Here is a 22456-nt window from a genome sequence, read left to right on the forward strand (position 1 = left end):
GGCGACCCGCGCCACAGACAGTCATCTCGTGGGCAGATACGATCGCAGGACCCTCACCACGGCGTTCGACCAGGCAGTAGTCGGGCGCTCACTGGCCGTCGCGTACAGAGAGGTAACGACGATGACCACGCAGTACCCGCACAACCTTCCCAGCTCCCTCGAGGTGGCGCCGGAGGCGCCCGACCGGAACCTCGCACTCGAACTCGTCCGGGTCACCGAGGCGGCCGCGATGGCCGCCGGCCGCTGGGTCGGCCGCGGCGACAAGAACGGCGCCGACGGCGCCGCCGTCAAGGCCATGCGCACCCTCGTCTCCACCGTCTCGATGAACGGCGTCGTCGTCATCGGAGAGGGCGAGAAGGACGAGGCCCCGATGCTGTACAACGGCGAGCGGGTCGGCGACGGCACCGGCGCCGAGTGCGACGTCGCGGTGGACCCGGTCGACGGGACCACCCTCACCGCGAAGGGCATGAACAACGCCGTCGCCGTGCTGGCCGTCGCCGACCGCGGCACCATGTTCGACCCGAGCGCCGTCTTCTACATGGACAAGCTCGTCACCGGGCCCGAGGCGGCCGACTTCGTCGACATCACCGCCCCGACCGCCGTCAACATCCGCCGGGTCGCCAAGGCCAAGGGCATCGCCGTCGAGGACGTGACCGTGGTCGTCCTCGACCGCCCGCGCCACCAGGGCCTGATCCGGGAGATCCGCGAGGCGGGCGCCCGGATCAAGTACATCTCCGACGGAGACGTCGCGGGCGCCATCATGGCCGCCCGCGAGGGCACCGGCGTCGACCTGCTGATGGGCGTCGGCGGCACCCCCGAGGGCATCATCGCGGCCTGCGCGATGAAGTGCATGGGCGGCGTGATCCAGGGCCGTCTCTGGCCCAAGGACGACGCCGAGCGCCAGAAGGCCGTCGACGCGGGCCACGACCTCGACCGCGTGCTCAGCACCGACGACCTGGTCAGCGGCGAGAACGTGTTCTTCGTCGCCACCGGCATCACCGACGGCGAGCTGCTGCGCGGGGTGCACTACCGCCAGGAGACCGCCACCACCAGCTCGCTGGTCATGCGTTCCAAGAGCGGCACCATCCGGGAGATCCACTCCACCCACAAGCTGTCCAAGCTGCGGGCCTACAGCGCGATCGACTTCGACCGCGCCAACTGATCCCCCGGCTCCCCGCACGCGGCGCAGCGCGACGCGGCGCGGGGAGCACCGCGCCGCGCCGCACGACACGGCTCAGCGCCCGGCGACGCGCCGGAACACGACGTCGCGCGCCCGCGGCCTCGGCGAAATCCCCCTTCGCCGAGGCCGCGGGCGTTCGCGGTCCCGACCGGGCGTCAGCCCGCGATCCGGCGGCGCGGAGCAGGCACCCGGGCCGTCTCGCACAGTTCCACGTCACGGCGGCGGCGGCGCGCCAGCACGACCCGCCGCTCGGCCGCCGTCAGACCGCCCCACACCCCGTACGGCTCCGGCTGCGCCAGCGCGTGCTCCCGGCACTCCAGGAGCACCGGGCAGCGGGCACACACCTGCTTCGCCTGCTCCTCGCGCGACAGCCGGGCGGCCGTCGGTTCCTTCGACGGTGCGAAGAACAGGCCCACCTCGTCCCGTCGGCAGGCCGCGGCGGTGTGCCACGGATTGTCCTCACCCGCCGGCTGCGGAGCCGGGCGCCGTTCCAGCAGCCGGGCCGCCGCGACCACCGGCGAAGCGGCGGCGGACGGCGGCGTGGCCGACGACGGGGCGGCGGGCGAGGTGGTGCGGGACTCGATCGGATGCAGCACGGCCGTACTCCTGACGAGGCTCTCGGACACGGGGAAGCTCGCTCCCCTGCGGGCTGCGGGCCCCCGTTCCTCACACCCCCCGGGCCGGCCTCAGGCCGCCTCCGGTACGCAGCCGTACAAGAAGCGATGTGCCAGAGGAACTACCCCACGGCGCCGCGATTCATGCACACTGCACGCAATCGACTACAGCGTGCACCCGAGGCAACGTCGAGTGCCCGGCCGGGAGTTGACTCCGGCCGGGCACACGGGACGCGGTCCGTACGCGAATCAGTCGGCGCCGAGCTGCTTGCGCACCCACTCCTTGAGCTTCTTGCCCTTGCGCGGCTTCGCCTCGCAGCCGCCGAAGACCGCGGTGCCCTTCACCCGCACCACCGGCGCGTAGGGATCGGCGGCGGTCTGCTCCTTGACGTCGAAGCCCCCGAAGATGCCGACGCCGCTGCCGTGCAGGCTGACGTTCTCCGGCACCTTGATCTCCACCCCGCCGAAGATCGCCACCACCTCGATCACCACCTCGGGCGACTCGAAGACGGCGTCGGTCAGGTCGATCTCCACCCCGCCGAAGATCGCCACCGCCCGCAGGTTCGACCCCACCCGCCAGCGGCCCTTGCGGGACGATCCGCCGAAGACCGCCAGCATCGTCGGCGCCTCCGTCCGGGCCGGCAGCCGCACCGGACCGTTCTGGCGCGGGGCGCCGCCGGCCGCGGAACCCAGCGGCGGCTCCTCGAAGGAGACCTCCGTGTGCACCGGGAGGTCCCGGGTGAGCGGCACGAGTTCGCCGAGGGTCTTGGCGGAGTAGGCCGCCTCGATCCGCTCGGCGTGCTCGTCGACGTCCAACCGCCCCTCGGCGTAGGCGTCGCGCAGCAGCTCCGCCACCCGTTCGCGGTCGGCGTCCGAGGCCCGCATCTCGGCCTGCGCCACCGGCGCGTGGCCGGCTCCGGCGGGCGGCTCCGGCGCCGGCTTGGTCATCGGTATCGGCGACTGCCCCCGCGGCACGGGCGACGCCCCCCGGTCGTCCTTCTGATCGTCCATCGACGGCGAGTTGTCCACGGGGCAAGCCTAGCCACCGGGGCAAGCCTCGTACGCACGTGCGGGTGACGCCGGTCACGCAGGCTTACCTGTCCGCGTGCTTCGTTCGCGCGGGTCCTACCCTTGAGGGTGCTTCCGCCCTTGAGGGTGCTTCGCCGACGCAGCCGGAACACTGGATACCTAAGGACCGCCCCGATGGCTCCCACGCCAGACTTCGAGTACAGCGACCTGCTCCCCCTGGGCGCTGACCCGACCCCCTACCGCAAGCTCACCTCCGAGGGTGTCTCCACCTTCGAGGCCGGCGGGCGCACCTTCCTCCAGGTCGAGCCCGAGGCCCTGCGGCTGCTCACCGCCGAGGCGATGCACGACATCTCGCACTACCTCCGCCCCGCCCACCTCGCCCAGCTGCGCCGCATCCTGGACGACCCGGAGGCCAGCCCCAACGACCGCTTCGTCGCGCTGGACCTGCTGAAGAACGTCAACATCTCGGCCGGCGGCATCCTGCCCATGTGCCAGGACACCGGCACCGCCATCGTCATGGGCAAGCGCGGCCAGAACGTGCTGACGTCCGGCGGCGACGAGGCCGCCGTCGCGCGCGGCGTCTACGACGCGTACACCAAGCTCAACCTGCGGTACTCCCAGATGGCCCCGGTCACCATGTGGGACGAGAGGAACACCGGCAACAACCTGCCGGCCCAGATCGAGCTGTACGCCGCCGACGGCGACGCCTACAAGTTCCTCTTCATGGCCAAGGGCGGCGGCTCCGCCAACAAGTCGTACCTGTACCAGGAGACCAAGGCGATCCTCAACGAGGCGAGCATGCTCGCCTTCCTGGAGCAGAAGATCCGCTCGCTGGGCACCGCGGCCTGCCCGCCGTACCACCTGGCGATCGTGATCGGCGGCACCAGCGCCGAGTTCGCGCTGAAGACCGCCAAGTACGCCTCCGCGCACTACCTCGACCAGCTGCCGACCGAGGGCGACGCGAAGACCGGGCACGGCTTCCGGGACCTGGAGCTGGAGGCCAAGGTCACCGAACTGACCCAGAGGATCGGCATCGGCGCCCAGTTCGGCGGCAAGTACTTCTGCCACGACGTGCGCGTCGTCCGCCTGCCGCGCCACGGCGCCTCGCTGCCGGTCGCGATGGCCGTCTCCTGCTCGGCGGACCGCCAGGCGCTCGGCAAGATCACCGCCGAGGGCGTCTTCCTGGAGCAGCTGGAGACCGACCCGGCCAAGTACCTGCCGGACACCACCGACGACCACCTCGACGACGACGTGGTCCGCATCGACCTCGACCAGCCGATGTCCTCGATCCGGGCCGAGCTGTCCAAGTACCCCGTGAAGACCCGGCTCTCGCTCACCGGCACGCTCGTCGTCGCCCGCGACATCGCGCACGCCAAGATCAAGGAGCGCCTGGACGCCGGCGAGGGCATGCCCAAGTACCTCCAGGACCACCCGGTGTACTACGCCGGCCCGGCCAAGACCCCCGAGGGCTTCGCCTCCGGTTCGTTCGGCCCGACGACCGCCGGCCGGATGGACTCCTACGTCGACCAGTTCCAGGCCGCCGGCGGCTCGATGGTCATGCTGGCCAAGGGCAACCGCTCCAAGCAGGTCACCGACGCCTGCGCCGAGCACGGCGGCTTCTACCTGGGCTCCATCGGCGGCCCGGCCGCCCGCCTCGCCCAGGACTGCATCAAGAAGGTCGAGGTCCTGGAGTACGCCGAGCTGGGCATGGAGGCCGTCTGGCGGATCGAGGTCGAGGACTTCCCGGCGTTCGTCGTGGTGGACGACAAGGGCAACGACTTCTTCCGGGAGACCACCGAGGGCCCCCTGATCACCAGCCTGCGGGTCCGCTCCAAGGAGTAACGGACACCCGGACCCCCGGACACCCGAACGACGCCCCGGTCGCGCACCCCGCGACCGGGGCGTCGCCGTCGGCGTGCCGCCGGTTCCGGCGGTGCCGGCGGTGCCTGTACCGCCGCCGGGGCCGCCGGGGTCACGCGTCGAAGTCGTACTCCAGCACGTAGGACGCGGCGTCGAGGATCATCTCGTTCAGCTCGACGACCTGGCCCTCGTCGGCGAAGGCCGTCCGGCAGATGAGGATCACCGGGGTGCCCGCCGACAGCTCCAGCCGCGCGGTCTCCTCCGCGCCGGGCATCCGGGACCGGACCTCCTCGCGGAAGTGCACCGGCTTGGCCCCGATCTCCGCCAGCCGCGCGTACGTGCCGCCCGGGCCGGTGTCCTCGCGGGTGATCGCCGTCCCCGCGACCAGGCCGGCCGGCAGGTAGGACGTCGACAGCAGCACCGGCTTGCCGTCCAGGACGAACCGCCGGTGCCGCACGCACATCGGCGCACCCGGGTCGACGCCCAGCACCCGCGCCACGTGGTCCGGCGCCCCCTGCTCGGTGACCGAGACCTGGTCGACGACCAGGTTCCGCCGGTCGATGTCCGCCGACCATATCGAGCGGCCGGACCCCCACTGCCCCTGCGCGAGCCTTTGGATCCCGCGCCGCCGCAGCGGCCGGAAGTCCCGGACGAACACCCCCGAGCCCCTGCGCGCCTCCACGATGCCCTCGCTCTGCAGGACGCCGAGCGCCTGACGGGCCGTCATCCGGGCCACGCTGTACGCGTCCATGAGGTCGTTCTCGCCCGGTAGCCGGTCGCCGGCGCGGTACTCGCCCGCGTCGATGGCCGCCTTCAGGGTGTCGGCGATCCGTTGGTACTTGGGCTGTTTGTCGCCACTGCTGCCGGCCATCGCCTGCTCCCTCGTCCTCGCCGGAAATCGTAGGCGCGTTCGCGGCCTCCGGTAAGCCGATCGGACCGGTCAGGCCGTTGACATCTCTAGAGATATTAGCTTCTCTAGAGATGCTGGGTAGTCGCCGAGCAGAGCCGAACCGAGCCAAGCCACGACAGCGACCAGGGGCGGCCGCACCGGCGCCGCGCCCGCACCGGAGCAAGGAGCACTGCGGTGAGCACCCGTAAGCGCAACGCCGCGGCCTACCGGCCGCGAGTGGGTGAACTCGTCCTCGACACCAGGACCGGACGCACCGGCATCTACATGGACACCATCGGCGGGGAGCACTATCTCCGCCCACCGGACGGCGGCTGCGAGTGGACCGCCGACCCCGGACACATCGGCCCGGCCGGCGCCGGGGCGTCCCTCGCGGCGCTCGGAGCGCTCGGGGCCGCCGGACACGAACGACCCTGCGGTACCGGGGCCGGGGACACCGGACCGGCGGTCCGGGGCCGGATCGGGCGGCAGGCCGAACGGACCGGCAGGACGGACGGCGAGATCCGGCCACGGGGCACCGGCAGACACGCCCCCGAACCCGACCGCGGGCGCCCGCCGGAGCGCCGGACGGGGCCGGGCGCCTCGGCCGCCGCCGCGGGCGGCTGGTGACCTCCACCGGCCGGCCCGGCACCCGCGCCGGCCGGGCCGGAGCGGTCACGGGCGGGACGGCGAGTGCCCCACCCCGTCCTGCGGGGTGGGGCACTCGGGTGCTGGTGGGCTACGGGTGACCGGTGATGATGCCGGCGGAGGCGCCGGCGGCCGTCACGACACAGCCGGTGGTCACCACGATCGTCGAGACGGCGACGACCGCGAGGCGACGGAGCCTGTTCACACGGGTTCCCCCCTGGTGAGCGGCGGGTGCGGAGCGTCCGCGCCTACGGGTGGCTGGAGATGATGCCCTGCGGCTCGCGGTCCGTGCCGTGCACGCCGTCGGCCGAAGCGTCGGGCTCCACCACGTACGCGGCCTCGTCGCCGAAGAGGTCGTCCTCCAGGTCCGCCTTCTGCGCGGCGGTCGGCTCGGTGTACTCGGCCGGGTTCGAGGTCGCGGCCACCGCGCCCTCGACGGCCTCGCCCGCCTCCACGGAGACGGCGTCCTCGGCCGGCGTCGTCGGCGCGGGGGTATCGCTCTGGTTGTTGGCCATGGGCGGCTGCCTTTCGGTCATCACATGTCTTCTGCCCCACCGGCTTGGCGCGGGCCCGCGGTCAGTATCGTAGGGTTGATTAAATGTCCGATAAACATCGTGCGGCTTACCGTGCCGTCCGGCAGAGTCGGCCCTCCGCCTAAGCTGAAGCCACCACACAACGGCGGACCGCCGAGCGCCCTACCGGGATCATCGACACCAGGCCATCGGGGGACTTCATGGAGTTTCGGGAGACGCCGCCTGCACCGGCGCTGCGCTTCCAGGTACTCGGTCCGGTCCAGGCCTGGCTCGACGGCAAGCAGCTCGCACTCGGCTCTCCCCAGCAACAGGCCGTCCTCACCACCCTCCTGCTGCACGCCGGACGCCCGGTCACCACCCAGGACCTGGTGGACGGCCTCTGGGGCGACCGGCCGCCGGCCCAGGCCATCGCGGCGCTGCGGACCTACGTGTCCCGGCTGCGCACGGTCATCGAGCCCCGCCGCGAAGTGCGCGCGCCCGCCGAGCTGCTGATCTCGATCGCCGACGGCTACGCCCTGCACATCCCGGGCCGGGCCCTCGACCTGACCGTCTTCGAGCAGCTCGCCACCGAGGCCGCGACCGCCCGCGCCGGCGGCGACCTCGACAAGGCCCACCACCTCCTGGTCCGCGCGCTCGGCCTGTTCGCCGGCCGCCCGCTCACCGGCGTCCCCGGCCCGTACGCGGACGCGCAGCGGCTCCGGCTCGCCGAGCGGCAGATCGCCGTCGCCGAGGACCGGTGCACGATCGCGCTCGACATCGGCCTGCACGCCGAGGTGGTCGGCGAGTTGAACTCGCTCACCGCCGAACACCCGCTCCGGGAGCGGCTGCGCGAACTGCTGATGCTCGCTCTCTACCGGTGCGGACGGCAGGCCGAGGCGCTCGGCGTCTACACCGACACCCGCAAGCTGCTGATCGACGAACTCGGCGTCGAGCCGGGCTCGGGGCTCTCCGCGATGCACGCCCGCATCCTCGCGGCCGACCCGGCGCTGACCCTGCCGGCCGTCACCGCACCCGTGCCCGCCGCCCGCGAGGACGGCCCGGCCGCACAACCCGCCCCGGCCCAACTGCCGGCGGACGTCTCCGACTTCAGCGGACGCTCGGAGATGGTCGCCGACCTCTCCACCGTCCTCATGAACGCCACCGGCCAGGCCGTGGTCGTCACCTCGCTGGCCGGCATCGGCGGCGTCGGCAAGACCACCCTCGCCGTGCACGTCGCCCACCGGGTCCGCGCCGAGTTCCCGGACGGGCAGCTGTACGTCGACCTCCGGGGCGCGGGCGCCTCGCCCGCCGATCCGGCCGTGGTGCTCGGCGACTTCCTGCACGCCCTCGGCGTCACCGAGAACCCCGACTCGCTGGAGCAGCGCGCGGCCCTCTACCGGTCGCTGCTCGCCAGCCGGCGGATGCTGATCCTGCTCGACAACGCCCAGGACGCCGAGCAGATCCGACCGCTCATCCCGGGCGTCTCCGGGTGCGCCGTGCTCGCCACCAGCCGTTCCCGGCTGGCCGGCATCCCCGGCGCGCACCTCGTGGACGTCGAGGAGCTGACGCCCGAGGAGGCGCTGGCGCTCTTCTCCGCGATCGTCGGCGACCAGCGCGTCGCCGCCGAACCCGACGCGGCCATGGCGGTCGTGACCGCCTGCGGATTCCTTCCGCTCGCCGTCCGCATCGCCGCCGCCCGGCTCGCCAGCCGGCCCCGGTGGAGCGTCTCGGACCTCGCCCGCCGCTTAGCCGACCAACGGCGCCGCCTGGACGAACTCCAACTGGGCAACCTCGCCGTGGAAACCACCATCGGCCTCGGCTACGGGCAACTGTCCGCCGCCGAGGCCCGCGCCTTCCGGCTGCTCTCGGTCGTGGACTCGCCCGACCTGCCGCTGGCGGCGGTGACGGCGCTGCTCGGCGTCGAGGAGACCGAGGCGGAGGACCTCGCCGAGGCCCTCGTCGAGGCCAACATGCTGGAGACCTTCTCGCCGGGCCGCTACCGGTACCACGACCTGCTCCGGCTGTACGCACAGCGGCAGAACGAGCGGGCGGACGACACCGGGGAGCAGCAGGCCGCCCTCCGGCGCCTGCTCGACCTGCTGCTCGCGACCGTCCGCAACGCGGCGCAGGCCGTCGAGCCCGACGACCAGCTGCCCGAACCGCTGAACCCGCCCGCGTCGATCGGCATCCCGCTGATCACCAGCGACTTCGCCCAGGAGTGGCTGCGGACCGAGACCGCCCTGCTGCTCAGCTCGGTCGAGGCCGCCGTCCAGGGACCGAGCGAACTGCTGCGACCCGCCGTCGACCTGCTGATCGTCCTGAACAGCCTGGTCGAGGACCCCACGCACGGCTCCCGGGTGCGCCACATGCTGGAAGCCGCCGACCGGAACGCCACCTCGCACGCGGACTCCGCCGCCCTCGCCCGGGTGCACTTCGCCTTCGGCACGCTGCAGTCGATCACCAACGACTTCCAGAGCGCCGAGCAGTCCCTGCGCAAGAGCCTGGACCTCCAGGACGCCGAGGACATGACCGTCCTGCGCTCCGCCGCCGCCAACGACCTGGGGATCATCCTCAGCCTGGCCAACCGGCCCGCCGAGGCGCTGCCGTTCTTCGAACTGGCGCTCGCCATCAGCCGCGTGGTCGGCGCACCGATCGGCGAGGCCCGGCTGCTCGGCAACATGGCCCGGGCCCAGCTCGGTCTCGGCATGCTCGAAACGGCCGTCCGCTCCGTCACGGACGCCGTCGGCACCGCCCGCGCGTCCAAGAACGGCCCCTGCCTGGCCGACACGCTGTACCAACTCGGTGTCGTCCTCTCCTCCGCCGACGACCCGGCCACCGCCGCCGAGCACCTGCGCGAGTCGCACCGGCTCTACCAGTCCCAGCAGAACCGGCTGCGCGAGGGCTACACCCTCGCCCGCCTCTCCTCGTCCCTCCTCGCCGCCGGCCAGCAGGCCGAGGCGGCCGAGACGGCGGAGGAGTCCCTCGCCATCGGGCACGAGATGGACTCCGCCTACTGCCAGGGCCTCGCCAACGCCGCGCTGGGCGGGGCGCTGCTCGGCCTCGCCCAGCCCGCCCGTGGACTGGCGTGCCTGCGGGAGGCCCACGCCGTCTTCACGCGGCTCGGTGTGCCCGAGGCCTCCCCCGTGGCGGACCTCATCTCCCAGCAGCACACCGAGCCCCTCTCTCCCCCCGCGCCGTAGGTCTCCAATCCCCCGATCGCCCCCCTGGAGACCTTCCCGTAGGCGTTCGGCGCTCCCGCAGCCCCCCGGCTGCGGGAGCGCCTTCAACGCTTCCCCGGCGCTGACACCACTGTGCACCGGACCGATTGACGTTCGATAAACGCCCGGAAGTCCGCTCACGGATCGACGAAGTCCCAGGTCGGCGCGGTCGTACGGCCGAACTGCCCGGCGCGCGGGGTCGCACCGCACCACCCCGGCCCGCGACCCTGCGCTCCCGGGGCGGGGGGCAGCTCCGGCCAACCACCACGAGTTGGCCGAAAACGGACCCCATGGCGGAGTGATCACGCATATTCTCGGATGCCAGTACACACACGAGTGCACTTCTCCGGTGGAGCATCCGGAAAAGGCAGCGCGGCGACGCTCCCACGGTGCAGAGTGTCCCTGTGCAAAGAGTCTGTGCAAAGTGTCAGAGGGCAGTCAACGTGACAGTGTGACGCGGGGAGCGTGACGTACCGCCACCGGCAGCAGGCCGGCGGGGCAGCGCGGGCGCCGGGAGGACGGCAGCCCGGCCTCGCGCCTCGTCCAGCCGACCGGAGGCCCGGGTGGAAAGGTGCCTCTCAATCGTGACGACCGGACAGATATCCGATCCGTTCCCCGTCGACGGGGACGCGGACGGCGACGGCGGGCCCGACGTCCTGCGCCGTCGTGCCGAACGCGCCCTGCAGGCTGTCGCCTTCGACACCATCGGCTCCGGCTACGGCGAGGCGTTCCCCGCGAAGGACGGCCAGCTGGCCTGCGGCGCCCGCCTGCTGGCCCGGCTCGAACCGGGTGCCGCCGTCCTGGACGTCGGCTGCGGCAGCGGCGAACCGACCGTCCGGCAGCTGGGCGCGGCCGGCATGCGGGTCACCGGAACGGACCTGTCGGACGTCATGCTGGCCCTGGCCCGGGAGTCGCGCTTCCCGGGGCCGCACCCGCCGGTCCTCCACCGCATCGACATGTACGACCTGGCGACCGACCGCGCCGACCGGGCCTGGAACGCACCGGAGCTCGGCCCCCGCGGGCAGGGCACGTTCGACGCCGTCACCGCCTTCTTCTCCCTGATCCTCCTCCCCCAGGACGAGATCCCCACCGTGCTGACCCGGCTGCGCACCCTGCTGCGTCCCGGCGGGGTCCTCGCGCTCGGTATGGTCGAGGCCGACCTGGACCACGTTCCGCTGCCGTTCCTGGGGCGCGAGCTACGGATCAGCGGATACCTGCGGGAGGATCTCGAACGGGTCCTGGTGGCGTCCGGCTTCGCCGTCGAGGAGCAGGTGGGGCACCCGTACGCACCCGCCAGCACCTCGCTGCCGCCGGAGGAGCAGTTGTTCCTCTGCTGTCGGCGGGTCGGCTGACACGCGGTCGGGGCCGGCAGGTCGGGACGGGCGCGGTCGGGGCGGCGCGGGAGACGGGCGGGACAGGAGACGGGCGGGACGGGAACCGGCGGACCGGCCGCGAACGACGAGGATGAACGAGGGCCGAGGACCTGCGGCCCGGAACCGGGACACCCCGGAAGCGTCACACCACAGACAGACCAACAGACCGAACCGATCCCAGGACAGGCACCCGTGCGCGACCAGCTCAAATCCGAGGCCGGACAGCCGCCTGCCCTGCCCAGCCCGCGCCGGTCGCCGCCGGCCCAGCCGGATCCGGGGACCGGACCCGCGCCGGAGGCGGGGACCGGGCCGGAGGCGGGCCCCGGGACCGGATCGGACGGCCACGACCGGGTCGCCGAGCGCCTGGCCTACCTCGACTCCGCGACCCGGCGGATCAACAGCGCGCTCGACCTGGCCGCGACCCTGCGCAACGTCTGCCGCGTCCTCGTGCCGACCCTCGCCGACGCCGCCGTCGTCCACCTGCGCGACCCGCTGCCCAACGTCGAGCGCGAACCCGGCTTCCCGGAGCAGCTGCGGATCCACCACAGCCACGGCACCCGGCTGGGCCGCCGCGGCCGCCCGGCCGGCGACGACCGCCGCGACTCCCGGTACGGCTCGCACTACGGCAGCCGGTACGGCGCCCGCTCCACCGCCGACACCGGGCCGGCCACCCCGGTCACCCGCGGCGGCGCGCTCGCCCACACCCTGCTCAGCCGCCGCCCGGCCGAGCCGGTCGTCCTCGGCGCGACCGACGACTCCGGCAGCGCCCGCACCACCGAGCTGCTGCGCGAGCTGTACGGCGCGCGCGGTCTCTCCCGGCTCGGCCCCGGGACGTCCGTCCTCGCCCTGCCGCTGCGCGGACGGAAGGCCGTGCTCGGCCTGCTGGTGCTCATCCGCCGGCCTCCCGAACGGACCGGCCGGCCCTCCTTCGACGCCGCCGACACCGCGACCGCCGCCCACCTCGCCACCCAGGCCGGGCTGGCCGTCGACACCGCGCTCCGGTACGCCCGCGAATGGGAGATAGCCAACGAGCTCCAGCGCAGCATGCTGCCGTTGCGCCTCCCCCAGCCGCACGGCGTCCGGCTCGCCCAGCGCTACCTGCCCGGCGAGCGGGGCGCCCAGGTCGGCGGCGACTGGTACGACGCCGTGCCGCTGCCCGGCAACCGGGTGGCGCTGATCGTCGGCGACGTGATGGGCCACTCGCTCACCTCGGCCGCCATCATGGGCCAGCTCCGCACCAGCGCCCAGACCCTGGCCGCGCTCGACCTGCCGCCGCACGAGGTGCTGTACCACCTGGACGAACAGGCCCAACGGCTCGGCCGCGAACAGCACCTGGCCACCTGCGTCTACGCGGTGTACGACCCGATCGCCAACCGGGTGGTGCTCGCCAACGCCGGCCACGTGCCGCCGGTGCTCGTCCAGCCGGACGGGACGGCCGAACTCCTCGACCTGGAGTCGGGTGCGCCGATCGGCGTCGGCGGTGTCGACTTCTCCTCCGTCGAACTCCCCGCGCCGCCCGGCTCGGCCCTGCTGCTGTTCACCGACGGCCTGGTGGAGACCCGCAGCCGGCCCCTCAGCGACGGACTGGAACTGCTCCGGGCCCGGCTCGCCAACGCCCACCGGCACACGCCCGAGAACCTCTGCCAGGAGGCGTTGCGCATCCTGCCGCCGGGCGACCGCGGGGACGACATCGCCCTGCTGGCCGCCTGCTTCGACGGCATCCCGGCCGGGGACGTCGCGCACTGGTACCTCCAGCCGCGCAACGAGACACCTGGGCGGGCCCGCCGGCTGGTCGCGCACACCCTGCGCCGCTGGGGTCTGGAGAAGCTCACCGAGGCGACCGAGCTGATGGTCAGCGAGCTGGTCACCAACGCCGTCCAGCACGCGACCCGCCCGATCACGCTGAGCCTGGTCCGCACGTCCCGGCTGCGCTGCGAGGTCGGGGACGACAGCCCGCTGCTGCCCCGGCCGCGCCGGACCGGGCCGGAGGACGAGCGCGGACGGGGACTGCAGATAGTGGCCCGGTGCGCGGAGCGCTGGGGTGCCACCCGCCTGGGCACCGGCAAGGTCGTCTGGTTCGAGCAGCGACTGCCGTAGCCCGGGGCCGTCCGGCCGCCGCGGCGACTCCCGGCCGGGTACGCCGGGAGCCGCGCGCGCACGGGCCGTCCGGACCCGTCGGGCCCGTGCGCCGGGCGATCAGACCCGCGCGGCCGGCCTGCCGGCGTCGTCGGCCGCACCGCCGGCCGCACCGCCGTTCTCGTCACCGACGTCGCCGACGTCGCCGTTCGCACCGCCGTTCGCGGGCTTCTCCAGTCGGGCCAGCAGCTGCTCACCCTCCATGTCCACCCGCGGCACCACCTTCTCCAGGCTCTTCGGGAACCACCACGCGGCCTTGCCGAACAGCGCCATCGCGGCCGGCACCAGGGCCATCCGCACCACGAAGGCGTCCACCAGCACGCCCACGGCGAGCGCGAAGCCGATCGGCTGGACGATCGGGTCGTGGCCGAAGACGAAGGACCCGAAGACCGCGATCATGATCAGCGCGGCGGCGGTGACCACCCGGGCCCCGTTCTTCACCCCGGCCACCACGGCCTCCTGCGGGGCCGTGCCGTGCACGTGGTGCTCCTTCATCCCGGAGACCAGGAACAGCTCGTAGTCCATCGCCAGCCCGAACAGCACGCCGATCAGCAGGATCGGCACGAAGCTCACCACCGGGCCGACCTTCGGCACGTCGATCACGCCGTCCAGCCAGCCCCACTGGTAGACGGCGACGACGGCGCCGAGCGAGGCGGTGATGGAGAGCAGGAAGCCGGCCACCGCCTTGAGCGGCACCAGGACGGAACGGAAGGCCAGCGCCAGCAGCACCATCGCGATGCCCGCGATCACGGCGACGAACGGCGGGAGCGCGTCGGTCAGCTTGGCGGAGACGTCGATGTTGGCGGCCGTGGTGCCGGTGACGTCGATCCGGGCCCCGGTCGCGGCCTTGAGGCCGTCCCGCTGGTCGCGGATCTCGGTGACCAGGTCCCGGGTGTCCGCGTGGTCCGGGCCGGTCTTCGGGATGACGGTGAGCAGGGTGGTGCCGCTCGGCTCGTCGACGGCCGGCGGCAGCAGGGTCCGGACGCCGTCCAGGCCGGAGAGCTTCTCGGCGACGCCCTGCACGGCGGCGTCCGGCCGGCCGGCGCCCCCGGTGTCCACGACGACCACCAGCGGCGCGTTGAAGCCGGGCCCGAAGCTTCGGTCGATCAGGTCGTAGGCCGTGCGGGCGTCGGTGCCCCTGGCCTGGGAGCCACCGCCCGGCAGGCCGAGGGTGAGGCTCGCGGCGGGCACCGCGAGGGCGACCAGGGCGGTCAGTCCGGTGAGCAGGACGACCAGCGGGCGGCGGACCACCAGTTCCGCCCAGCGCTCGCCGAGCGTGGTCCGGTCGGGGGCCCGGAGCGCGCGCCGCCAGACCGGCAGCCGGTCGATGGCACGCCCGGCGAAGCCGAGCAGCGCGGGCAGCAGGGTGATCGCGACCAGTACCGCGACCACCACGGCGCCGGAGGCGGCGAGGCCCATCACGGTGAGGAAGGGCACGCCGGCGACGGCCAGCCCGGCCAGCGCGACGACGACGGTCAGGCCGGCGAAGACCACCGCGCTGCCGGCGGTCGCGTTGGCGCGGGCGGCGGCCTCGTCCGGCTCCAGCCCCTCGGCGAGATGGCGCCGGTGCCGGGAGACGATGAACAGGGCGTAGTCGATGCCGACCGCGAGGCCGACCATCAGGGCCAGCACCGGCGCGGTGGAGATGATCTCGAACGAGCCGGCCAGCGTCAGCAGCCCGGCGAGTGCGACCCCGACCCCGACCAGGGCGGTGACCAGCGGCAGCCCGGCCGCGACCAGCGAGCCCAGGGTCATCACCAGGACCAGTCCGGCCACCGCCAGACCGACCGCCTCGCCGCCCTCGACCTGTGCCATCCGGTTGTACGCGTCGCCGCCGAAGGCCACGGTCAGCCCGGCCGCGCGGGCCGGCTCGGCGGCCTCCCTGACCGCGTCGCGCTGCTGGTCGGTGATGTCGCCGAGCTCGCGGTCGAAGGAGACCAGGGCGAGCGCGACCCGGCCGTCCGGGGAGAGCGCACCGGTGGCGTACGGGTCGGGCGCGGCCGAGACGCCGGGGACGTCGGCGATCCGGCCGACCGCCTCGCCGACGGCCCTGGCGGTGTCCGGGGCCGCGACGCCGCCGGCGCCGTCGGTGGCGAAGACCACCTGGGCGGAGCCGTGGCCCTGCTCGGGGAAGGTGTCGGTGATCCGGTCCAGGGTGGCCTGCGCCTCGGTCCCGGGGACCTTGAACTCGTCGCTGGTCTTGCCCGCGAACGCCCCCGCGGCGCCGCCGACGGCGATCAGCAGGGCCAGCCAGACGGCGAGCACGGTGCGCCTTCGGCGGAAGCAGAGTCGGCCCAGGCGGTACAGGTACGTGGCCATGCGGGCACCTTCGATCGGGTCGGTCGAGGCAGGCGGCTGCCTGAACAGGTCTCGGACCACCGTACGCGCAAGTTTGTCGGGCGACAAAGTCGCCCGACGCGAACCTGTGACGCATTCGTCCGATCAGGTTGCCTGAACATGGCGATACCCTGGCCCAATGGCACATGTCCCCGCCTCCGAAAGGCGCCCCCAACTGATCCAGGCCGCCATCGACCTGATGGCCCGGGAGGGGATCGCCGCCGGCAGCACCCGGGCGATCGCGGCCGAGCTGGGCGTGGCGCAGGCGACGGTGCACTACACCTTCGGCACCAAGAAGGACCTCTACCGCTCCGTCGTCGAGGAGCTGACCGCGGAGTTCATCCACCAGGTCCGCGCCGCCTCCCCCGGCGACGGGTCGTTCGGCGAGCAGGTGCGGACCATGGTCTACGCACTCTGGGAGAGCGCCGTCGCCGAGGGCGGGCGGTGCGCGCTGATCACCGAGTTCACGGCGCTGTCACTGCGCGACCCGGATCTCCAGGAGATCATGCGCGCGGTCCAGCACGAGATCGAGAGCACCGCCGCCGAACTGCTCACCGCGCTCGCCGAGGCGCACGGCCAGACCCTGGCCGTGCCCGCCGACGAGATCGCGGTCCTGTTCCTGGTCGGCTTCAACGGGCTGACCGACCGCTACATGGTGCTGCGCCGGGCCGGCGAGCGGCCGGACGCCGTGGCGCTGCACACCCTCGACCTGCTGATCGCCACCACGATCGGACTCTGCCTGGGAGCACCGGCCCGCCTGCCCTGACGGGCGCCCGACGGGCCGGCTCGCGATCCGCGGCCCCCTCGGAGCATCAGAGCACCAGGCGGACCGGCAGCTCGGCCAGCACCTCGCGCAGCGAGACGGCGAACCGGTCGTACTCGGCGCTGCGGGCCGAGCCCGGCCTGGTGGCGAGCCCGATCCGCCGCCCCGGCGCCGGGGCGGCGAAGCGCACGGCGGCCAACCGGTCGGTGCGGCTCGTCTCGACGTCCAGCGCCGTGGCGGGCAGCAGGGTCACCCCGAGGCCGCCGGCGACCAGCTGGACCAGGGTGGAGAGGCCGGCCGCCCTGGTGGTGGCGCCGGCCGGGTCCGCGCCGACCTCGCGGCAGATGTCGAGGGCCTGGTCGCGCAGGCAGTGCCCCTCCTCCAGCAGCAGGACGTCCAGGTCGAGCAGGACGTCGCGCGGCACGTCGACCCGGCCGGCCAGCTCGTGGTCGGCCGGGGTGACCAGGACGAAGTCCTCGTCGAACAGCGGGATGTCCCGGGTCGGCGCGGCCCCGCCGGCCGGCAGCGCCAGCAGCAGCACGTCCAGCCGCCCGGCGGCCAGGCCCTCCAGCAGCGACGACGTCCGTTCCTCGTGGACGTGCAGCTCCAGGTCCGGGTAGCGGTCCCGGACCAGCCGCAGCACCGGCGGGAGCAGGTACGGCGCGACGGTCGGGATGACGCCCAGGTGCAGCGGCCCGGTGAACGGGCGGCGGGCGGCCTCCACCTCCTCGGTCAGCCCCTGCAGGGAGGCGAGCACCCGGCGCGAGTGTTCGAGCACGCGCTCCCCCAGCTGGGTGATAATCACCTTCCGCGTCGTACGCTCGATCAGCTGCGCGCCCAGCGACTCCTCCAACGCCGCGACCGCCGCGGACAGCGCCGGCTGACTGGTCCCGGTGGCCGCCGCGGCCTCCCGGAAGTGCCGGTGCTCGGCCACCGCGACGAAGGCCCTGAGCTGGGCGACCGTCGGTGTGCGGGGGGCGCGGGATGTGGCACTCGCCACAGCGCCCTCGGGTTTGCGGGCGGGAGCCCTGCGCCCCGTGGGGCGGGAGGGGGGCTTGGGGGTATTGATAACTCTCTCCGATCAGACACATCGAGTGTAGCTATTTCCCTGATCAGTCCACGATGTGGAATGGTAGAGACCGTTCCGCAAAACGGACAAACCCCCCTCAGTCTCACTTCAGGAGAAGCGAACGTGCTCACGATCGGTGACAAGTTCCCCGAGTTCGAACTCAACGCCTGCGTCGACCTGGACGCCGCGAACGCCTTCGCCGAGATCAACCACAAGTCCTACGAGGGCAAGTGGAAGATCGTGTTCTTCTGGCCGATGGACTTCACCTTCGTCTGTCCGACCGAGATCGCCGCGTTCGGCAAGCTGAACGACGAGTTCGCCGACCGCGACGCCCAGATCCTCGGCGTCTCCGGCGACTCGGAGTTCGTCCACCACGCCTGGCGCAAGGACCACAAGGACCTCCGCGACCTGCCGTTCCCGATGCTGGCCGACGTCAAGCACGACCTCATGCGCGCCTGCGGCGTCGAGGCCGCGGACGGCACCGCCCAGCGCGCCGTCTTCATCGTGGACCCGAACAACGAGATCCAGTTCGTCATGGTGACCGCCGGCTCCGTCGGCCGTAACCCCAAGGAGGTCCTGCGGGTGCTGGACGCCCTGCAGACCGACGAGCTGTGCCCGTGCAACTGGACCAAGGGCGAGGACACCCTCGACGCCCAGGCCCTGCTGGCCGGCTGACCCATGGCCCTCGACGACCTGAAGTCCGCCCTCCCGGACTACGCCAAGGACCTCAAGCTCAACCTGGGCTCGGTCATCGGCAACTCCGACCTCCCCGCCCAGCAGCTCTGGGGCACCGTGCTCTCCTGCGCGATGGCCACCCGCAGCGCCGCCGTGCTGCGTGAGCTGGAGCCCGAGGCCAAGGCCAACCTCTCCCCGGAGGCGTACACCGCCGCCAAGGGCGCGGCCGCGATCATGGGGATGAACAACGTCTACTACCGGACGCTGCACCTGCTCTCCGACAAGGAGTACAGCAGCATGCGGGCCGGTCTGCGGATGAACATCATCGGCACCCCGGGCGTCGAGAAGGTCGACTTCGAGCTCTGGTGCTTCGCGGTCTCCGCGATCAACGGCTGCGGCCAGTGCCTCGACTCGCACGAGGGCGTCCTCCGCAAGGCCGGCGTCGACCGCGACGTCATCCAGGCCTCGATGAAGATCGCCGCCGTGCTCCAGGCCGTCGCCGGCGTCCTCGACGCCGAGGCCGCGCTCGCGACCGTCAACGCCTGACGACGCACCCGCACCACCCCCGAACGGGCCCCCGCGCCGGACACCGCGTCCGCCCGGGGGCCCGTTCGCGTACCGGGAGGGCGGCGACTACGACGCCGGTGGTGCCGGGGCTCGGGTCGCGGCCTCGCGGGCGGCCTCCAGGGCGGTGAAGACCGCCTGGCCCGCCTCGTTGCGGCGGCGAAGGTGGGTGACCACGGTGTTGGTGACCGCGATCAGCGGGACGGCGACGATCGCACCGCCGATGCCGCCGATGATGGAGCCGGCGGCCACCCCCAGCACCACGCCGAGCGGGTGGACGCGGACCGCCCGGCCGAGGATGAGCGGCTGGAGGATGTGTCCCTCCAGCTGCTGGACGGCGATCAGCACCACCAGCACCATCAGCGCGGTCCACGGCGTGGTGGTGACCAGGGCGATCAGCACCGCGACGGTCCCGGTGACCAGCGCACCCACCAGCGGGACGAAGGCGCCCAGGAAGATGATCACGGCGAGCGGCAGCGCCATCGGCACCCCGAGCAGCTGGATGCCGATGCCGATGCAGACCGCGTCGATGAAGGCCACGCAGACGGTGCCGCGCACGTAGGCGGTGAGCGTCGCCCAGGCCTTCGGCCCGGCCCCGGCCATCGCGTACCGGGAGTGCCGGGGCAGGCCCCGCAGCGCCCAGTTCCAGATCCGCTCGCCGTCGTAGAGGAAGAAGAAGGTGGTGAAGAAGGCCAGCAGCACGGCGGTCAGCACCTCGACGGCGATCTGCGCGCCGGTCAGGCTGGCCGAGGTGATCTGCTCGGTGTTGGTGCTGATCGCCTTGGTGATCTGGTTGGCGAAGTCGGTGATCTGCTGCTCGGTCAGGTGCAACGGCCCGGTGATCAGCCAGTCCCGGAGCTGGTCGACGCCCGCCTTGACCTTGCTGGTGACGGTCTCCAGGTTGGTGGTCACCTGCCAGACCACGAACCAGCCGACCAGGCCGATTCCGGCCAGGCCGCTCATGAACACCCCACCGGCGGCCAGCGAGCGCGGGACGCCGTGCCGGCGCAGCCAGGAGACGGTGGGCTCCAGCAACGCGGAGATCAGCAGCGAGGCGAGCACCGCGAAGGCGACCAGCCGCAGCATGTCGACGATGTAGAAGACGACGTACAGCGCGGCACCGAGCAGCAGCAGCCGCCAGGTGGACTCGGCGGCCACCCGCAGGCTCCACGGCACCGCCTCGGCGGGGGTGGCGGGCCGCCCGAAGTGTCCGTGGGACCCACCGGACCCGCCGGACGCGGCCGGCGGGACCGCGGCGGCCGGTGCGGCGGCGGCAGCGACAGGCGCCGCCTCCTCCCGGGGAGCCGGCAACGGCGCCGGGAGCTCCGCGGCGGCGGGCGCCGCCAGGAGCAGGGATTCGTGGAAGTCGGCCGCCATCGCGGCCCGTCGGCGCCGCTCGATCACGGCGGCCGCGCTCGCCACCACGGCCATGCCCTTGGCCACGGCCTTGAAAGCCTTTCCGCCCCGCGCCATGCTCGTTACCACTTCTCCCCGCCGGACCCGCCGTGTCCGGCGGGACGCCGTGGGTCCCGCCACGGCCGTCAGGGATGACGCTACCCGGCCGGGGCGCGCCGAGTCCGCCGGGCGGGCGGGTTCTTCGTACCCACCGGCGGAGAACGGGCCACGGCCGGAGTGGGGATACCGGGGCGAAACCACGCAGTTCGGGTGGTTTCAGGCGTCGGGCAGCGGGGAGGAGTCGGTCGGGACCGGAGCCAACTGTCGGCGGACCGGCCGGTGCGGAGAGCTACCAGGACCCCTCTCCGCGCCCCGCGTCCGCACCCAGGACCGCACCGCCCGTGGGCGCACTGGTCAGCGCAGCCCGGGCGGCGCGGCCCGCTCGCGCCGGGGCCGGGCGCCCGGTCCGGATCGCCCCCGGGTAGGGCCCGGCGGTTCACGGTTCGCAGCGGTTCGCGGACGACGCGGCACGGCCCCCGGTCGCGCTGTCCGCGCGGCCGGGGGCCGTGGTGAAGCCGGTGGACCCGGTACTCGGCCGGTGGGCCTAGTACCAGTGGTGCGACTGCCAGAACGACCAGGCGCCACAGGGGCTGCCGTAGCGGCTGTTCATGTAGCTGAGGCCCCACTTGATCTGCGTGGCCGGGTTGGTGCGCCAGTCGGCGCCCGCCGAGGCCATCTTCGTCCCGGGCAGCGCCTGGACCAGGCCGTACGCGCCGGAGCTCTTGTTGGTGGCGGTGTAGTTCCAGCCGGACTCGCGCTTCACGATCTGGCTGAAGCACTGGAACTGGGCGTCGTTGCCGACGATCTGCTGGGCGAGCTCCTGGACGGAGCCGGGGCTGACCGAGACCGGCGGAGCCGCGTTGTCGGTGGCAGCCATCGCCGAGCGCGACTTGGAGCGGTTGGCGGCGGCCTCGTCGGCCTTCCGCTTCTCCTCGGCCGCCTTGGCGGCCTTCTCCGCGTCGGCCTTGGCCTGGGCCTCCTTGGCCTGCGCCTCGGCCTTGGCCTGGGCGTCGGCCTTGGCCTGGGCGTCGGCCGCGGCCTGCTGGCGCGCGGCCTCCTCGGCGGCCTTCTGCTCGGCGGCTGCCTTGGCGGCGGCGTCGGCGGCGGCCTGCTGGGCGGTTGCCTGCGTGCCGATGTTGTCGCTGATGGTCTGCGCCTGGGCGCCAGAGGGGACTTCGGCAAGCAGGGTCGCACCGGCGACATCGACCGTCTGCGTCGTCTTGCCCTCGCTGCCCGAGGCCATGCCCACGACGGCACCAACAGCGGTGACGGCGGTGGCGGAGGCGACAGCAACTCCCCGGACCGAGATCCGAGTCACATGGTTTCCTTCCAGCATCGCCCACGCGTGACCGTACGGGCGCAACATGCCCCTTGGCGCTGCCCTCCGGACGTGCTGGTCACGGGAGGTACTGACCCGGCGTCCGGCCGACGTGAGGCGACCGGGCGTTGAGATCGGGCGGCGTACGGCTCATCGGTGTTCAATTGTGCGTCCACTGACCGGAGTTGGTGGACCGTCCGGGCCGGACTTCCGGGCGTCCGGAAGCCATGCCATGCCGTACGCGGGGCCTGACAGAACCCTCACCATGCCGCAAGGGGCACTGTCGACGCAATTCCCTGTTGCGTGGCGGATGTCACATTCACCGTGCCGGAGTTCTCCGGACAGAAAGCACTCGATGTGATGAAAGGGACGAGACCCGCTCCGTCAGGAGCGGGTCTCGCGCCGCGAATTGACCTTTTTGTCCCGCTATGACCGGATCACCCCGATCAGGGGTGGATGTCCTCCAGCATCTCGGTCACCAGGGCCGCGATCGGCGAACGCTCCGACCGGGTCAGCGTGATGTGGGCGAAGAGCGGATGGCCCTTCAGCTTCTCCACCACGGCGACGACGCCGTCGTGGCGGCCGACCCGGAGATTGTCGCGCTGCGCGACGTCGTGGGTGAGGACCACCCGCGAGCCCTGGCCGATCCGGGAGAGCACGGTGAGCAGGACGTTGCGCTCCAGCGACTGCGCCTCGTCCACGATCACGAAGGCGTCGTGCAGGGAACGCCCCCGGATGTGGGTCAGCGGCAGGACCTCCAGCATCCCCCGGGAGATGATCTCCTCGATCACGTCCGGGGTGGTGACGGCCGAGAGCGTG

At 72.9% G+C, this 22456-nt stretch carries 18 protein-coding genes; 9 read left to right on the forward strand and 9 right to left on the reverse strand.

Going from position 1 to position 22456, the window contains the following annotated elements; all coding sequences use genetic code 11:
* Nucleotides 1-121 precede the first annotated feature (121 nt).
* Nucleotides 122-1162 carry a class II fructose-bisphosphatase gene (gene glpX / locus PUR56_RS15495; RefSeq protein WP_329876194.1) on the forward strand — a complete coding sequence of 347 codons (1041 nt, stop codon included), beginning with the start codon at nt 122-124 and terminating at the stop codon, nt 1160-1162.
* Nucleotides 1163-1335: 173 nt separating this feature from the next.
* Here glpX and PUR56_RS15500 read toward each other — a convergent pair whose 3' ends face one another.
* Nucleotides 1336-1695: a WhiB family transcriptional regulator gene (locus PUR56_RS15500; RefSeq protein WP_380361454.1), complete on the reverse strand. Its 360-nt coding sequence runs from the start codon at nt 1693-1695 to the stop codon at nt 1336-1338.
* Between the two features lie 348 nt (nt 1696-2043).
* The gene (locus PUR56_RS15505) at nt 2044-2805 is read right to left on the reverse strand and encodes a DUF1707 SHOCT-like domain-containing protein (protein WP_443034507.1); all 762 of its coding nucleotides are present in this window, start codon (nt 2803-2805) and stop codon (nt 2044-2046) included.
* A 192-nt stretch (nt 2806-2997) separates the two neighbouring features.
* Here PUR56_RS15505 and PUR56_RS15510 point away from each other — a divergent pair, with 192 nt between their 5' ends.
* Entirely contained in the window at nt 2998-4665 is a 1668-nt protein-coding gene (locus PUR56_RS15510) for a fumarate hydratase (RefSeq protein ID WP_329949342.1), read from the forward strand.
* 130 nt (nt 4666-4795) lie between these two features.
* Here the strand turns inward: PUR56_RS15510 and PUR56_RS15515 are convergent, their stop codons facing one another.
* Nucleotides 4796-5554 (reverse strand): GntR family transcriptional regulator, encoded by a 759-nt coding sequence (locus PUR56_RS15515; RefSeq protein ID WP_329876190.1) that lies wholly within the window; start codon nt 5552-5554, stop codon nt 4796-4798.
* Between the two features lie 213 nt (nt 5555-5767).
* Between PUR56_RS15515 and PUR56_RS15520 the strand changes: the two genes are divergently transcribed.
* Nucleotides 5768-6199, forward strand: a complete 432-nt coding sequence (locus tag PUR56_RS15520; protein ID WP_329949343.1) for a hypothetical protein — start codon at nt 5768-5770, stop codon at nt 6197-6199.
* A gap of 266 nt (nt 6200-6465) precedes the next feature.
* Here PUR56_RS15520 and PUR56_RS15525 read toward each other — a convergent pair whose 3' ends face one another.
* Entirely contained in the window at nt 6466-6753 is a 288-nt protein-coding gene (locus tag PUR56_RS15525; RefSeq protein WP_329949344.1) for a hypothetical protein, read from the reverse strand.
* Between the two features lie 197 nt (nt 6754-6950).
* Between PUR56_RS15525 and PUR56_RS15530 the strand changes: the two genes are divergently transcribed.
* The 3 genes from PUR56_RS15530 (at nt 6951) to PUR56_RS15540 (ending at nt 13417) form a co-directional block, all read left to right on the forward strand.
* A complete protein-coding gene (locus tag PUR56_RS15530; protein WP_329949345.1) occupies nt 6951-9929 on the forward strand; it encodes an AfsR/SARP family transcriptional regulator in 2979 nt (992 codons plus the stop codon).
* Nucleotides 9930-10531: 602 nt separating this feature from the next.
* Nucleotides 10532-11299 carry a class I SAM-dependent methyltransferase gene (locus PUR56_RS15535; protein ID WP_329949346.1) on the forward strand — a complete coding sequence of 256 codons (768 nt, stop codon included), beginning with the start codon at nt 10532-10534 and terminating at the stop codon, nt 11297-11299.
* 213 nt (nt 11300-11512) lie between these two features.
* Nucleotides 11513-13417, forward strand: a complete 1905-nt coding sequence (locus tag PUR56_RS15540; protein WP_329949347.1) for an ATP-binding SpoIIE family protein phosphatase — start codon at nt 11513-11515, stop codon at nt 13415-13417.
* A gap of 99 nt (nt 13418-13516) precedes the next feature.
* Here PUR56_RS15540 and PUR56_RS15545 read toward each other — a convergent pair whose 3' ends face one another.
* Nucleotides 13517-15775: an MMPL family transporter gene (locus PUR56_RS15545; RefSeq protein ID WP_329949348.1), complete on the reverse strand. Its 2259-nt coding sequence runs from the start codon at nt 15773-15775 to the stop codon at nt 13517-13519.
* 157 nt (nt 15776-15932) lie between these two features.
* Between PUR56_RS15545 and PUR56_RS15550 the strand changes: the two genes are divergently transcribed.
* Entirely contained in the window at nt 15933-16559 is a 627-nt protein-coding gene (locus PUR56_RS15550; RefSeq protein WP_329876176.1) for a TetR/AcrR family transcriptional regulator, read from the forward strand.
* Nucleotides 16560-16605: 46 nt separating this feature from the next.
* Here PUR56_RS15550 and PUR56_RS15555 read toward each other — a convergent pair whose 3' ends face one another.
* Nucleotides 16606-17556, reverse strand: a complete 951-nt coding sequence (locus PUR56_RS15555; protein WP_329949349.1) for a LysR substrate-binding domain-containing protein — start codon at nt 17554-17556, stop codon at nt 16606-16608.
* 192 nt (nt 17557-17748) lie between these two features.
* Here PUR56_RS15555 and PUR56_RS15560 point away from each other — a divergent pair, with 192 nt between their 5' ends.
* On the forward strand, nt 17749-18300 hold the full coding sequence (locus PUR56_RS15560) for a peroxiredoxin (protein ID WP_030397082.1): 552 nt from the start codon (nt 17749-17751) through the stop codon (nt 18298-18300).
* A gap of 3 nt (nt 18301-18303) precedes the next feature.
* Nucleotides 18304-18846, forward strand: a complete 543-nt coding sequence (locus tag PUR56_RS15565; protein ID WP_329876167.1) for an alkyl hydroperoxide reductase — start codon at nt 18304-18306, stop codon at nt 18844-18846.
* 87 nt (nt 18847-18933) lie between these two features.
* Here the strand turns inward: PUR56_RS15565 and PUR56_RS15570 are convergent, their stop codons facing one another.
* From PUR56_RS15570 to PUR56_RS15580, 3 genes are all read right to left on the reverse strand, one after another.
* Nucleotides 18934-20337 carry an AI-2E family transporter gene (locus PUR56_RS15570; RefSeq protein WP_329949350.1) on the reverse strand — a complete coding sequence of 468 codons (1404 nt, stop codon included), beginning with the start codon at nt 20335-20337 and terminating at the stop codon, nt 18934-18936.
* A gap of 526 nt (nt 20338-20863) precedes the next feature.
* Nucleotides 20864-21637, reverse strand: coding sequence for a transglycosylase SLT domain-containing protein (locus PUR56_RS15575; RefSeq protein ID WP_329949351.1), 774 nt, complete (start codon nt 21635-21637; stop codon nt 20864-20866).
* Nucleotides 21638-22083: 446 nt separating this feature from the next.
* Nucleotides 22084-22456: PhoH family protein (locus PUR56_RS15580; RefSeq protein WP_329949352.1), on the reverse strand; the 373-nt coding region annotated here is incomplete at its 5' end.

The organism is Streptomyces sp. BE303, from assembly GCF_036290945.1.
In the GTDB taxonomy this organism is placed as follows: domain Bacteria; phylum Actinomycetota; class Actinomycetes; order Streptomycetales; family Streptomycetaceae; genus Kitasatospora.